This is a genomic window from Vibrio sp. Vb2131, from assembly GCF_033338535.1.
GTDB lineage: Bacteria > Pseudomonadota > Gammaproteobacteria > Enterobacterales > Vibrionaceae > Vibrio > Vibrio alginolyticus.
In genome coordinates this window covers 92204-106171 of record NZ_JAWOSW010000001.1, presented here as the reverse complement: position 1 = coordinate 106171, position 13968 = coordinate 92204, and the positions used below count along the sequence as shown (strand labels likewise).

The 13968-nt window shown below is 44.0% G+C and carries 12 protein-coding genes; 11 read left to right on the top strand and 1 reads right to left on the bottom strand.

Translation table 11 applies throughout. The features are described from left to right. Window positions 1-427: 427 nt before the first annotated feature. From R7E38_RS00430 to R7E38_RS00415, 4 genes are all read left to right on the top strand, one after another. Window positions 428-1111 (top strand): spondin domain-containing protein, encoded by a 684-nt coding sequence (locus tag R7E38_RS00430; protein ID WP_005384002.1) that lies wholly within the window; start codon window positions 428-430, stop codon window positions 1109-1111. Between the two features lie 9 nt (window positions 1112-1120). Then, complete coding sequence (locus tag R7E38_RS00425) at window positions 1121-1816, top strand: spondin domain-containing protein (RefSeq protein ID WP_213907560.1); 696 nt, start codon at window positions 1121-1123, stop codon at window positions 1814-1816. A 146-nt stretch (window positions 1817-1962) separates the two neighbouring features. Next, entirely contained in the window at window positions 1963-2694 is a 732-nt protein-coding gene (locus R7E38_RS00420; RefSeq protein ID WP_017820525.1) for a response regulator transcription factor, read from the top strand. A gap of 116 nt (window positions 2695-2810) precedes the next feature. Continuing rightward, a complete protein-coding gene (locus tag R7E38_RS00415) occupies window positions 2811-4184 on the top strand; it encodes a sensor histidine kinase (RefSeq protein ID WP_005383993.1) in 1374 nt (457 codons plus the stop codon). Window positions 4185-4212: 28 nt separating this feature from the next. Here the strand turns inward: R7E38_RS00415 and R7E38_RS00410 are convergent, their stop codons facing one another. Further along, complete coding sequence (locus R7E38_RS00410; protein ID WP_017635497.1) at window positions 4213-4728, bottom strand: superoxide dismutase family protein; 516 nt, start codon at window positions 4726-4728, stop codon at window positions 4213-4215. Between the two features lie 541 nt (window positions 4729-5269). On the opposite strand from R7E38_RS00410, the gene R7E38_RS00405 reads away from it, so the two are divergent. The 7 genes from R7E38_RS00405 (at window position 5270) to R7E38_RS00375 (ending at window position 13955) form a co-directional block, all read left to right on the top strand. Beyond that, window positions 5270-6679 carry an aminotransferase class V-fold PLP-dependent enzyme gene (locus tag R7E38_RS00405; RefSeq protein WP_025768582.1) on the top strand — a complete coding sequence of 470 codons (1410 nt, stop codon included), beginning with the start codon at window positions 5270-5272 and terminating at the stop codon, window positions 6677-6679. Between the two features lie 62 nt (window positions 6680-6741). Then, the gene (locus R7E38_RS00400) at window positions 6742-7674 is read left to right on the top strand and encodes a transporter substrate-binding domain-containing protein (RefSeq protein WP_017820522.1); all 933 of its coding nucleotides are present in this window, start codon (window positions 6742-6744) and stop codon (window positions 7672-7674) included. After that, a complete protein-coding gene (locus R7E38_RS00395; protein ID WP_213903430.1) occupies window positions 7671-10001 on the top strand; it encodes a putative bifunctional diguanylate cyclase/phosphodiesterase in 2331 nt (776 codons plus the stop codon). Before R7E38_RS00400 ends, R7E38_RS00395 begins: the two co-directional genes overlap by 4 nt. 212 nt (window positions 10002-10213) lie before the next feature. Continuing rightward, window positions 10214-11407 (top strand): glycine C-acetyltransferase, encoded by a 1194-nt coding sequence (locus R7E38_RS00390; protein ID WP_065275482.1) that lies wholly within the window; start codon window positions 10214-10216, stop codon window positions 11405-11407. 44 nt (window positions 11408-11451) lie between these two features. Then, window positions 11452-12483 carry an L-threonine 3-dehydrogenase gene (gene tdh / locus R7E38_RS00385; protein WP_033906709.1) on the top strand — a complete coding sequence of 344 codons (1032 nt, stop codon included), beginning with the start codon at window positions 11452-11454 and terminating at the stop codon, window positions 12481-12483. Window positions 12484-12872: 389 nt separating this feature from the next. Then, window positions 12873-13418 carry a spore coat U domain-containing protein gene (locus R7E38_RS00380; protein ID WP_021035866.1) on the top strand — a complete coding sequence of 182 codons (546 nt, stop codon included), beginning with the start codon at window positions 12873-12875 and terminating at the stop codon, window positions 13416-13418. Between the two features lie 39 nt (window positions 13419-13457). Next, window positions 13458-13955 (top strand): spore coat U domain-containing protein, encoded by a 498-nt coding sequence (locus R7E38_RS00375; RefSeq protein ID WP_017820521.1) that lies wholly within the window; start codon window positions 13458-13460, stop codon window positions 13953-13955. Window positions 13956-13968: the final 13 nt, after the last annotated feature.

Genomic DNA, 13968 nt, shown 5'->3' with positions numbered 1-13968 from the left:
TTCAAGGAAAACAACGAAGCGGAATAGCGAGCTCTTTCCAAGTTGTTTGACGAAGAAATTGCTTCAGTGGCACGCTCCCGAAGGGCGAGTTGCCTTGGTTCGCATGCTTCGTTAACAATTTTCGATTTAGAACCACTAGATTTTCAAATTGTTGCCTCGCCTTCAAACCAAGTCATCCTCGCTGAACCAAGCATCTCGAGGTTACTTGAGTATAAATAAAAAAGTGCTGCTGACAGAATTCGAACAGAACTTGTGAGAATTTTATGAGAATTCGATGAAGTTGCTGATAGATTTGCTCGTCATTCTTAGAGGCAAGAACGCAAAACGTTCGAAACGTAATGCTTAACCTACTCAAGTCACGAACAAAGAAGTAAAGCCGTATACATGGGCTTGGGTAGTTCAACCCTCATTAAAGGATGGAATCACAATGAAAAAACGTACCCAACTCGGACTCGTCATGACTTCAGTCGCTATGGCACTAGGCTCTGCATCAGTGAATGCGGCGGAATTGGAAATCACCGTGACAAACGCAACCAAAGGCATCTACTTTACGCCTCTTATTGTTGCTGCACATGGCTCTGATCTTCAAATGTTCAGAACGGGTCAAGCAGCAACGCCAGAACTAGAAGCAATGGCAGAAGGCGGTGATATCTCTGGTCTTGCTAGTGTGATTGGTAACGCTGGTGGTGCGGTGGTTGAGAACCCTGCTGGTGGTATTTTGAATCCGGGTGTGGCAACCACCTTCACCTTGGACAGTGGCGACCACGGTTATCTTTCTCTGAGCGCGATGTTGCTGCCAACCAATGATGGTTTTGTCGGTCTGGATAGCTGGAAGATCCCAACGGAAGCGGGTACATACCGAGCAACGCTAAGAAGTTACGATGCCGGTACAGAAGCGAACGATGAACTTGCGTCTAGCATGCCAAACCCACCTTTCATTACCTTTGGTACTGGCGGCACAGGCGTTGAAGCAACAGTAACTAACGACAAAGTTCACGTGCATCCGGGTAACCTTGGTGATAGCGATCCAACCGGCGGCATCAGTGACCTAGACAGCAGCAGCCATCGTTGGTTAAACCCAGTTGCAACCATCACAATCGTTGTGAAGTAAGGGGGATGTATGAAATACAGAATCTTACTATTAGCAGCTTCAGTCGGCTTGCTCGCCGGTTGTCCAAGCGATGATGATAATGACGTAGTGAAATCGTACCGCTACACCGTCAACGTGGCGAACTTGACTGCGAATCAACCTATGTCTCCGCTCGCGGTACTCACTCACAATGCTGACTACCAATTGTTTGAAATTGGACAAGCCGCATCTGTTGAACTTGAGCATCTTGCTGAAGGCGGTAGTAACGCCGAGCTGATTGAATTGATGAACAGCAATGACAGTGTTTACCAAGGTATTTCGGGTAATGGATTGGTGTTGCCGGGTGCATCGGACGAAGTCACCATTACGGTTGACCCTAGTCGTTACGGTTACTTGTCTGTGGCGTCTATGTTCGTGAATACCAATGATGCCTTTGTTGGCGAAACGGGGCTATCGCTCAAATCGCTCGCAGTGGGTGAAAGCTACGAAATGAGCATGAACGTTTGGGATTCCGGCACAGAGCTGAACGATGAACTTGCTGCAACCATTCCGGGCCCAGCAGGTGGCGGTGAGGGTTTCAATGCCGCTCGTAATGACAGTAATGACGTTGTTGCATTCCATGCGGGTGTTGTTAGCCAAGATGACGGATTAGCAAACTCAGCACTTTCTGCGAACCATCGTTTCTTGAACCCAGGTGCGAAAGTCACCATCACTCGAGTCGAGTAACACAGGCTCCGATGACGTCTCCTTTCCAAAGCGCTTGTAGCCGAGCGCTTTATCCCTCATGGCGTCATCGGAACCTTTTTTGAAAGAATTTCTAATTTGTTCCGGTCATGTGCAAAGTGAGGATACTCGAAGGCAAGGAAAGGACCATGGAACAACAGGCAATCAATTTAGTCGCGAACATCTTGTTGGTGGAAGATGACGATGATTTGGCAGAACTGGTTCAGATGCATCTTAAGTTTCAGGGACACCAAGTGTCGCGAGCCACAAATGTCGCCGATGCTAAAACGCAATACCAGCAACAACCCTTTGATTTATTGATCCTTGACCGAGGTTTGCCAGATGGTGATGGTCTAGACATCTGCCATTATTTGCGTCAGCAACAAGATTGGAGCCCAGTGCTTATGCTGACAGCCAGAGACGGTGAAATGGATAAGGTTGACGGTTTAGAAGCAGGCGTTGATGACTACATCACTAAGCCATTTAGCGTATTAGAATTTCAAGCACGAGTGCGAAACGTGCTGCGCAGAGTCAGCCAAACCGCTGAAGCAAAGGTGGCAGATGAAGTCCTCGATGATGCGATGGATTTTGGCCCGCTGAGAATCATTCCGGAGTTGCACCAAGTATCCTTAAACGACAAGGATGTCACGCTCACCGCGACAGAGTTTACTTTGCTGCAGTTTCTCGCGACTCGTCCGGGCAGAGTCTACAGTAAAGATGAATTGCTCGATCACGTTTGGAACACCAGTCATTCTGGTTATCACCACACGGTGTGTAGCACCATAAATCGTTTACGCAGCAAGTTGTCGTTGTCTGATTCTGATCATCACTTCATCCAAACCGTGTGGGGTGTTGGATATAAGTTTCAACCAAGACACTAATGCAAGAAAGTAAGTCAAAACATCAAGCCAAGACAGTAAGTCGGCAGTTGTTTTCACCATCATTTTTCAATCATCACGGGTGTTGCAAAAACACCGCTGTTTAAGGAGGCGATAGGATGAGCTTCAAATCTCGCTTAGTGGTATTTACTAGCTTGTGGTTCTGTCTCGCGGCGGTGGTGATTGCACTGACTTACAATTGGCAAAAAGAAACCATTGAGTTACGCACCAAGCAAAGCCTGCATAAAGAGCTAGCCAGCCACATGCGTGATGATAATCCGCTGATGATCGGAACGGATTACAACCCTAAAGCGCTCAAGTCGATTTTTCACACGCTCATGCTGATCGGCCCTGATTTTGAAATCTACTTCCTCGATAGCCAAGGCAATATCACCACTCATGCAGCACCGGAAGGGGCGGAGATCATGGGGAAGGTGGATCTCAATCCCATTAAGCAATTCTTAAATGACCAGCCTTTTCCTATTTTGGGTGAAGACCCACGTAATCGTGGTGAACACAAAGTCTTTTCTGTCGCCGCGATAGAGGAATTAGGCTCTACGGTCGGTTATCTCTACGTGGTGATTGGCAGTACCCGACATGACGCCATTGCCAATGCTCAAGTCGATACTCCTTATATCGCGCTGGCAGGATTGGTCTTAGTCTCCATTTTAGGCTTTGCTCTTGGGGCTTATGTGCTGGTGAAACGTAGCCTATTGAACCCGATTGAGCGTGTGACCAAGCAACTTCAACAGCAAGCCGAACATGATTTCCGCCTGCAACCTGATTTTACTCACCAAGTGCCGGAGCTCGTGCCGATTGCGCACTCTTATCAGATGATGGCGAAGCACATTCAGCAACAGTTTTTACAGTTGGAGTATCAATCGTCTCATCGTCGTCAAAGCTTGTTGCAGCTTAGTCATGATTTAAAAACGCCGTTATCGAGCGTGCTGGGCTATTTGGAAACGTGGCGTTTGCAACATCCGGAATCCGATCCTTTGATTGACGTTGCTTTCCGAAATTGTGAGAAGCTCTCAACTCAACTGCATTCTTTATTAGACGCCGCACGCAAAGAAGCTCCAATGCCAAATTACGAGTACCGCCCCGTAGATCTGGGCGCTTTGATGGCAGAATGTGCTGAAACGATGCAGAGCCAGTTTTCTCGTAAAGAAGTGGTATTGAAAGTGGATATCGATAGCGAAATCCAAACCGTGGGTGACAAGGGGCTATTGGAGCGATTGGTATTGAACCTGCTTGAAAATGCATTGCGCCACAGCCCAATCGGTTCAGAAGTGCATTGCCAAGCGCATTTGAGTGAGGATAAGTCGCGTATCCATTTTACCTTCGTCAATCACATCGAGGAAGAAGCGGAGGGCGGTTCTTTGGGGATCGGGACGAAGATTGTTCAATCGATCTTAATGCTTCACCACAGCTATCTTGAGACCAATGCAACCTCCTCTCAGTATCAACAGAAGTTCACACTTCTCGCAATCTAAAGAGAAGTGTGAGACATAAAGTTAATGTTTATTCAATAACACCACATACGACGCGAGCGCCACCACCACCTAGCTTATTTGGGTGATCGGAGTGATTGTCACCACCTGCATGGATCATTAACGCTCGACCTTTTAAATCCGATAATTTTAGGCGAGGAGCGACAACGGGCTGATTGGCATTGCCGTCCATGTCCACATAGAGTGGAGGCAAGTCGCCTAAATGATTGTCATCGGTCCAAGGATAGCCATGCTTCCCTGTGTTGTTAGGATCATAATGGCCACCTGCTGCGCCGCCTAATACGGTTTTGTCATCCTTTTCTATGCTATCGCAAGATGGATTAGTGTGAACATGGAAACCGTGCACACCTGCTGACAAACCTGATAATTGAGGCGTAAAAACAACGCCATAATCACTTTGTGAAATCTCAATGGTACCAGCGCTCTCATTGGTGTTGAGAGCAGTCATTTCTACCGTTTTTGCTAGCGCGTTAGGGGCGGCGACAAGAGCGGATGCAACTGAAATGCATAGCAATCCTTTTAACATGGGACCTCCTTCTTTTAGGGTGTACGCTCAAGCACATATTAGTGAAAACCTGTTTTACTTATGTCTGTTGAGCGGTGAGTTTATGTCATAGAGTGATGTGTATCACTTTATAGTCTTAAACTGATATCTCGATCCGAAATCAGCTTTCTTTTATTTAGTCTTAACATGTTGAGATCGTTAAGATATAAAAAGAATAGACGCCAATCTTAAAATAGCCTGAATATTTTTAAATTAACGCAAAGTTAAATTTTTAATGACTTTATAACAAAGCTCATAATTGTTTTATAAAGAATTTGGTGGAATTGTCCGCAATAAAGAATAATCAAATTAACGAATATATTAATGTGAACATTGTTGTTTATAGATTTGTGGTCAAACTGTTGCTTATATCATCAAATAAGATAAAAAATTGGAACTAAAGTCACTTAATGGCAGAGGAAAAAATTAAACTCTGATTGTAATGGGTAATAATGTTTTAGTAACAGATAGTTACGCACTTAAAATTAATAATATGGCTAATTTCCGACAAGGATTGAAAAAGATGAAAGACAAGGAATCTATTCAGACTAATAGCAGCCGCCGTAATTTTCTGAAAGGCGCAACAGGAGCTGTTGTTGCTGGTGTGAGTGCTTCCGCTTTCTCAGGCGTAGCTCAAGCACGAGAACAGAAAATTGATTGGAGCAGCCGCGGGCTAGGTAGAAAACATGATAAGCGCTTCTGGCGTAAAGTGCGAAGACAGTTCGTTTTGGACAAACGAACCACTTACATGAACATTGGTACAACAGGTTCAATGCCAAAACATGTTCTTGAAGATTACGAGTATAACAACAAGCTGGTGGCTAAATATCCTTGGGACATGAAAGGCAAATTTGGCTCTTGGCCTTATGTTTCAGAGATGGTTAAAGACGTCGCACCAGGTTTTGGTGCTAACCCAGAAGAGATCATTCTCAGCCGCAACACTACTGATGGCTTATGCTCGATCATTAATGGCTTACACTTTGAACCAGGTGATGTGATTCTAACGACACACCATGAACATATTGCTGCAACATCACCTATGAACGTAGCGAAACATCGTTTTGGTGTGGATGTGGTAGAAATTCAACTACCAGTATTTACTGGTACCGAAAACGTTTCTGAGCAAGATTACATTCAAGCGTTCCGAGACGCGCTTGATGCGAATCAAAACGTTCGCCTAATTGTTTTCTCTCATATCACATACAAAACAGGAACCGCGCTACCAGCAAAAGCCATTTGTGCTTTAGCAAAAGAGTATGGTGTACCTACTCTTGTTGATGGCGCGCATACGGTCGGTATGTTTGACCTTGATTTCCACGATATGGATTGTGATTTCTATGCAGGATCTGGTCATAAGTGGCAGTGTGGTCCGGGCGCGACAGGTATTCTGTATGTTCGTGATAACGGTAACCGTTTGAATGAGTATTGGAGTGACCGAGAGAACCCGTTATGGTTGATCAACTCCTCACTTTCTCATGCTGATTACCTAGGTAAACAGCTGCAAATGCAATACATTGGTAACGATAACTATCCTGCGAAACAAGCACTAGTTGATAGTTGCAAAATGTGGGATGAGATTGGTCGAGACCGTATCGAAGAGCGAGTTGTAAGCCTTGGTAGTTTATGTAAAACCTTGCTTCAAGAGTACTTGCCACAAGCCAAAATGTATTCACCAAACGTGGAAGGCTTAACCAGTGGCTTAACGACGGTTAACCCGTTCTCCGATGTAACTAATGAAGAGATACTGACGGAATTCCGAGATCGTTTACGTGAAGAGTATGGTTACATCATCCGTACGACTAGCTTTAAGCTGCATAAGGATGATGACTTTGATACTTACGCGCTGCGTATCTCTACGCATTTGTTCCATGACGAACAAGATGTGGAAGGGCTCGTAGTGGCGATGACGAATTTGTATTACTCGTCGTTCTAACATCGTTGTTTATCACTCAAGCGCCCATTATTGGGCGCTTTGTGAAAGGTAAGGATATTATTATGTCAGTCATAACATTCAAAAGAACTTTAGCGACGGTGGCGCTCATGGTTACCTCTGTTGCGTCGTCTGCCGCTTGGTCAGACGATTTACAACAAATCCGTGAACGCGGTGTACTGCGTCACATTGGTGTCCCGTACGCTAACTTTGTCTCCTATATTGAACAAGGTGAAGTGGAAACTTTGACTGGCTTGGATGTAGAGATAATAAAAGGTTTTGCCAAGTCGTTAGGTGTTCAGTACCAGTATGTTCCAGCACAGTGGAGCGACGTGGTTGGTAAGTTGACAGGGCAAAATGTGCAATATCACAACAAGCAGGCTGTTGTCGGAGAAAGTGTTCCAATTGAAGGCGACTTGATCGCAAATGGCGTTACTATTCTTGATTGGCGTTCTGAGGTTGTCGATTTTTCACAAGATTATTTTCCTTCAGGTGTATGGTTGGTTTCCAGATCCGACTCTAGTCTGAGCCCGATTAAACCAAGTGGGTCGGTCGATGAAGATGTTAAAAACGTCAAGCAGCTGATCGATGGTCGCGAAGTGTTAGCTTTAGAACATTCTTGCTTGGATCCTAACCTTTATGACTTATATGACACAGGTGCAAAAGTTATATTACCTGATGGGGCGCGTCTCCTTAATGAGATGGTTCCAGCGATAATGAAAAATGATGCGGAAAGCACATTATTAGATGTTGCGGATACGCTAATTGCCCTCGAAAAATGGCCGGGTGAAATAAAAGTCATTGGCCCTATATCTGAGAATCAAAAAATGGCTGTTGCATTCCGTAAAAATTCCCCTGAATTACGCAAAGCATTTGATCGTTATTTAGACTCGATAAAACAAGACGGTTCATACGAAAAACTAGTAAAAAAATACTATCCATCTATTTACTACTTTTATAACGATTACTTTATAGAAGATAAAAAGAAACTCCGATGAATAAGGCCGTTAAAAAATTTTCCAGTAAAAGATTTATTACAATAAGCGCAATATTAGTTTCAATTTACTTAGCTATGCTTATTACTGTGACTAGCGTAGGTCAAAATAAGTTAAAAGAATCTCAATACAGAGAACTAGATTTAAAAGTAAAAAGTTATGCAAGCACACTCGATAATTTATTTACCATAGCGAGTGAAGATGTTGATAATCTAGCTACAGATAAAACAATACAAACATTCTTTGGTAATTTAGCTTCTGGCATGTCAATGGAGTATGGATTAGGAGCCAGTCTAATTAATTTAAAGCGTCGCTTCGATGAGAAGATAGACAGTAAGCTAATTAATAGCAGCCAAATCTATAAGAAGCTCACGCTGGTAGGCAGTGATGGAGTCACCATTGTCACCACTGGATCTGAAAACCTTGCCGAGCACAAAATGGACATACAAACCTTAATGACTCAACACGGGCATCCCGAAGAGGTTTGTGCGACGCGATACAATGATGACGTTCGCATTCAAGTCATTAAGCAAGTTAAGTTCTCCGGAAAGCCTGTTGCTTTTTTAATTGCCGATCTTAATAAGAATATTGTTATTGACCAACTTACTAACCAAGAACACGAAGATAGTTATAGCCGAATGGTGCTAAAAATAAAAGACGTGGAAATGGTTGTATGGGATACCATAAATAAAACACCTTCTCACAATAAGGATGAGAACTATTTCGTTTCTGAGGCTGTAGACGGAAAAATTTACTTTGAAGTGCCTGTGGATAAACATCACTTTAAATTGATGGCGTGGTTCGAGCCTTTGAGTGAACGAGATATATTTACATCACGGCTCTTTATTATTGGTTTGAGTATTCTGGCCGTTATGATCGTCATTGCTTTATGTTATGCATTCATCACGAACAATAATAGGATTGAATTGAAAATTAAGCTTGAGGAAGAAAAAAAGCGTAAAGATATTCTTTCTCAACAGAATAAAAAATTAACGAACGAAATTGAACGTCGAAAAGCGTCTGAAAAAGAACTCGCCTTCCAAGCTAAATATGACACATTAACTAATTTGCCTAATCGTAGTTATGGTTCCGAGCGATTGGCTTTGGAGTTAATTAGGGCATCGCGTAGTGGGTCTAAAGTTTTGGTGATGTTCATCGACTTAGACCACTTCAAGCAGATTAACGATTCAATGGGACACTTTGTTGGGGATGAAATCCTTAAACTCAGTGCTCAGCGACTGTATCAAGTCGCGAGAAAAACAGACTTATTGGCGAGAATTGGTGGGGATGAGTTTTTACTCGTCATCCCTGATTTGCCTGATAATGATACTGCAAAGCGAGTTGCTTCAAGTGTACTTTCGGCGTTTAACGATCCGTTTGTTTGGAACAACCATGAATTCTTCTTGAGTAGTAGCGTCGGAATGTCTGTGTTCCCGGATGACGGAGACAACGCTGAGCAGCTTCTTGCATGTGCAGATATGGCAATGTATCGGGCGAAACAAGATGGGCGTGATGGCTTTTGTTTTTATAACCATAATATGAACCAAGATTTGCAACGCTATTTGGATCTGGAAAATCGTCTGAGAAGTGCGATCTCCAATCAGTTGTTAGAGCTGTATTATCAGCCAATTATTGAGCTGAGTAGTGGTAAAATCGTAGGGGCAGAAGCGCTAATGCGTTGGAATGATGACAAGTACGGATTCGTAAACCCTGAAGAGTTTATCTCTATTGCAGAGAAAAATGGTTTAATTCATCAAATTGGTGAGTTTGCTATTCAACAAGCGTGTCGACAAGCGGCACAATGGCAGAGTCTGACTCCGTTGTTTGTTTCTGTAAACTTTTCTAGTGTTCAATTTAGGTACTGCGAGCGCTTACTTACGTTTATTAAACACAGCGTTGAGGAGTCTGGTCTTCCGTCAGATAAGTTCGATATTGAAGTGACAGAAAGTCTCCTCTTCAATCACGATTCTGAGCTATTAGACATGCTTAATAACTTACGAGCGTTAGGCACCAAACTTACTATTGATGATTTTGGTACTGGTTATTCTGCGCTGAGTTACTTGCAGAAGTTTCCGTTCGACCGCTTAAAGATTGATCGTAGCTTTATGCAAAATATGTTCGAGAACGACTCAGACCGCGAGCTTGTGAACGTAATCATAGCAATGGCGAAAGCGCTGGATCTTAAGATCGTCGCAGAAGGCATCGAAGAACAGCGTCATGTGGATTACCTGAAAAACCTAAACTGTGAGTTCGGACAAGGTTTCCACTATAGCCGACCATTACCTGCTAAGGACTTTGAAGCACTTTTGGCTAAGCCTACCTGGCTATAATTCCTTTTATAACAAACTCATAGAAAAGCATTAATCGAATTTGTGCCTAGGATTCATTAATGCTTTTCCACCTTAAGGTATAATCCTTCCTCCTTCCTTGAATTACACTACAATTAATTGATGAGTGATAGCCCGTGACGCCCGTCACATAAAGGCTAAGCCTAATTCTAAACGAGTAAATACTCGCCAAAATAACTAGGAAGGAATTTCAAATGTCTTCTGCATTCTACCAACAGATTCAGCAGCAAATCGAAGAAGTAAAGGCGGAAGGCCTTTACAAATCAGAGCGTGTCATCACGTCTCAACAGCAAGCGGCTGTTAAAATCTCTACTGGTGAAGAAGTACTAAACTTCTGTGCGAACAACTACCTTGGTCTTGCTAACCACCCGGCACTTATCGAAGCGGGTAAAGCAGGCATGGACGAGCACGGCTTTGGTATGGCTTCAGTACGTTTTATCTGTGGTACGCAAGACATCCACAAAGAGCTTGAGCAGAAGCTTTCTAAGTTCCTAGGTAAAGAAGATACGATTCTTTACACATCATGTTTCGACGCAAACGCGGGCCTATTTGAAACTATTCTAGGCAAAGAAGACGCAATCATCTCTGACGCTTTAAACCACGCGTCAATCATCGACGGTGTTCGTCTATGTAAAGCAATGCGTTTCCGCTACTCAAACAACAACATGGAAGAGCTAGAGCAACAACTGATCGCTGCGAAAGAAGCAGGTGCTCGCCACATTCTTATCGTAACGGACGGTGTGTTCTCAATGGACGGCGTAGTAGCAAACCTTCCGGCTATCTGTGACCTAGCAGAGAAGTACGGCGCGTTGACTATGGTTGATGACTCTCACGCTGTTGGCTTCATGGGCAAAACAGGTGCAGGTACGCACGAGCACCACAACGTGGTTGACCGTATCGACATCATCACTGGTACGCTAGGCAAAGCAATGGGCGGCGCTTCAGGCGGTTACACATCTGGTAAAGCGGAAGTGATTGACTGGCTACGTCAGCGTTCTCGTCCATACCTATTCTCTAACTCTGTTGCACCAGCAATCGTAAGCGCTTCTCTCCGCGTTCTAGATCTACTAGAAGAGAGTGGTGACCTACGTGATCGTCTATGGGAAAACGCAGCACACTTCCGTACTCGTATGGAAGACGCGGGTTTCACAATGGGTGGTGCTGACCACGCAATCATCCCAATCATGCTTGGCGACGCAAAAGTAGCAGCAGAATTTGCAGAGCGTGCGCTGGAGAAAGGCATCTACGTAATCGGCTTCTCATTCCCTGTAGTACCAAAAGGTCAAGCACGTATCCGTACTCAAATGTCTGCGGCGCACTCTCGCGAGCAACTAGACCGTGCAATCGACGCGTTCATCCAAGTTGGTAAGGACATGGGTCTTATTTAAGATTCTAGGCCTTAGACAATAGGGCCTTTAATTAAGGTTACATTATGAAAATTAAAGCATTATCAAAGCTAAAGCCTGAAGAAGGCATCTGGATGACTGAGGTTGATAAACCAGAAGTTGGCCATAACGACATTCTGATCAAAATTAAAAAAACCGCTATCTGTGGTACAGACGTACACATCTACAACTGGGACGAATGGTCACAAAAAACCATTCCAGTGCCTATGGTTGTTGGGCACGAATACGTGGGGGAAGTGGTTGCGATTGGTCAGGAAGTTCGTGGCTTTGAAATCGGTGACCGCGTATCTGGCGAAGGTCACATCACGTGTGGTCACTGTCGTAACTGTCGTGGCGGCCGTACTCACCTATGTCGCAACACGATTGGTGTGGGCGTTAACCGTGAAGGTGCATTCGCAGAATACCTAGTGATCCCAGCGTTCAACGCGTTCAAGATCCCTGAAGGTATCTCTGACGATCTAGCGTCTATCTTTGACCCGTTTGGTAACGCAGTACACACAGCACTTTCTTTCGACCTAGTAGGCGAAGACGTGCTTATCACAGGTGCTGGCCCAATCGGTATCATGGCAGCGGCAGTAGCAAAGCACGTTGGTGCTCGTCACGTAGTGATCACGGATGTGAACGAATACCGTCTAGAACTTGCTCGTAAGATGGGTGTAACACGCGCAGTAAACGTGGCTGAAGAGAAGCTAGAAGACGTAATGTCTGAGCTAGGCATGACAGAAGGCTTCGACGTAGGTCTAGAAATGTCTGGTAACCCAGCAGCATTCAACTCAATGCTAACCACAATGAACCACGGTGGTCGTATTGCACTACTCGGTATTCCACCATCAGACATGGGTATCGACTGGAACCAAGTTATCTTCAAGGGCTTGGTGATCAAAGGTATCTACGGTCGCGAAATGTTCGAAACTTGGTACAAGATGGCTTCACTGATCCAATCTGGTCTGGATCTATCGCCAATCATCACGCACCACTACAAGATTGACGATTTCCAAGAAGGCTTCGACGTAATGCGCAGCGGCATGTCAGGTAAGGTTATTCTTGATTGGGAATAACTTATTCAAGTAAGAAATGCGCTCCTTTTTGGGGCGCATTTTTGTTTCATGAAGATTTTTGTTTCGGGAAGAAATGGTCGCCAATCTTTTCTAAACTTCTCGTATCGTTCTGCTACTTTTTTTAGATTTTTTCCACTCAACTTCACCCTACCTTCTAACTCATTGTCGATTCTGTATTTGGAATAAGATAATAACCATTTGTTTTTAGTGGTTATTTTTTAGCATTACATGCTTAAAAATCGTCATTTTTAAGTTTAATGTTTTTATTTTCCGTTCGTCTTTATCCTTATCCTGCTTCTTTTTATTGTTTTACATTTTATATGCATTTGGTTTGTCATAATTGAGCTATAACTAATAAAAAGGTTACCGATATACAGTGGAATGTAAAAATGGAGCTTTATATGAAAAGATTTTATCTGATGATGCCTCTGCTCTTAACCTCATTTAGTTGGCAAGCGAATGGAGCGTCAGTGAGCGGTACGATTGATGTTTCAATTAACCTTGTACAAGGTTGTGTGATTAATGGAAATAATGCGGTAGATGCAGCTTCTGGCGTTGGCTTTGGCTCACTTGCCTTTGGAGACGTGCCTGCAATCTTCAGTGAACAAGATGGTGTGGTAAATGGTGGTAGTGCGACGGGTATTGAAGTGCTTTGTAGTAACGGTGTGACACCGACGTTTACATTGGGCACCGGATTGTATGATGCAAGTGCGACCGTTGGTACCTACGCGATGTCAAATGGCGCGCAATTTATTGATTATACGTTGTTTACCGACTCAGACCGAAGCACACAAATTATACAAGGTGGGACGGTAGCTCTGTCTGAATTTACTAGTGCAACATCGCAAACTATTGAGCTTTTTGCGAAAGCTTACGGTACGAGCAGCATTGCCGGCACATACTCCGATACCATCAGTGTGACGCTAAGCTGGTAAAACGTGACGCTGGTTGTTAGGGGCTTTTCACTTGTCGCGATGAGTTTGTGCTCTTTAACTGTGCTGGCTGATGCGACACAAACTTTTCAGGTGTCTGCCACCGTAGATACAGGTTGTTTGATTAACGGCGCAGTACAAGAAGAAAGCGCAACCCAAGCCGGGCAAATAGGCACGTTAGATTTTGGTGAGCATTCTTCAGTTTACGCGACGGAAGTACAAGGCAGCATCACTTACAGTTCATCACTCACATTAAGCTGTACTCCGGGTATTACGATGAATGTTTCCGTAAATGGCGGGATGAATGCATCGGATGGTGTACGTAAGCTAAAGCACAGTGAAGAAGCGACAACGGTAGATTACTTTTTGTTCCAGGATCTAAATTACACGCAGGTGCTTGATATTGACACGCAATATTCCGTCGATACTGACCAAGACCCAGATAATATTCAGTTTCCTATCTGGGCAAAGGCGACAATAAATGGGAATGAAATGGCTGGAATTTATATGGATACGCTTACGCTGACATTAGAGTGGTAAGTGAACTTTGGAG

Bases quoted from the DNA above. Each gene is read 5' to 3' on its own strand.
- R7E38_RS00425 (WP_213907560.1), top strand. From the start codon at position 1,121: ATGAAATACAGAATCTTACTATTAGCAGCTTCAGTCGGCTTGCTCGCC.
- R7E38_RS00395 (WP_213903430.1), top strand. From the start codon at position 7,671: ATGAATAAGGCCGTTAAAAAATTTTCCAGTAAAAGATTTATTACAATA.
- R7E38_RS00375 (WP_017820521.1), top strand. From the start codon at position 13,458: ATGAGTTTGTGCTCTTTAACTGTGCTGGCTGATGCGACACAAACTTTT.
- R7E38_RS00420 (WP_017820525.1), top strand. From the start codon at position 1,963: ATGGAACAACAGGCAATCAATTTAGTCGCGAACATCTTGTTGGTGGAA.
- R7E38_RS00405 (WP_025768582.1), top strand. From the start codon at position 5,270: ATGAAAGACAAGGAATCTATTCAGACTAATAGCAGCCGCCGTAATTTT.
- R7E38_RS00415 (WP_005383993.1), top strand. From the start codon at position 2,811: ATGAGCTTCAAATCTCGCTTAGTGGTATTTACTAGCTTGTGGTTCTGT.
- tdh (WP_033906709.1), top strand. From the start codon at position 11,452: ATGAAAATTAAAGCATTATCAAAGCTAAAGCCTGAAGAAGGCATCTGG.
- R7E38_RS00410 (WP_017635497.1), bottom strand. From the start codon at position 4,728: ATGTTAAAAGGATTGCTATGCATTTCAGTTGCATCCGCTCTTGTCGCC.
- R7E38_RS00390 (WP_065275482.1), top strand. From the start codon at position 10,214: ATGTCTTCTGCATTCTACCAACAGATTCAGCAGCAAATCGAAGAAGTA.
- R7E38_RS00380 (WP_021035866.1), top strand. From the start codon at position 12,873: ATGGAGCTTTATATGAAAAGATTTTATCTGATGATGCCTCTGCTCTTA.
- R7E38_RS00400 (WP_017820522.1), top strand. From the start codon at position 6,742: ATGTCAGTCATAACATTCAAAAGAACTTTAGCGACGGTGGCGCTCATG.
- R7E38_RS00430 (WP_005384002.1), top strand. From the start codon at position 428: ATGAAAAAACGTACCCAACTCGGACTCGTCATGACTTCAGTCGCTATG.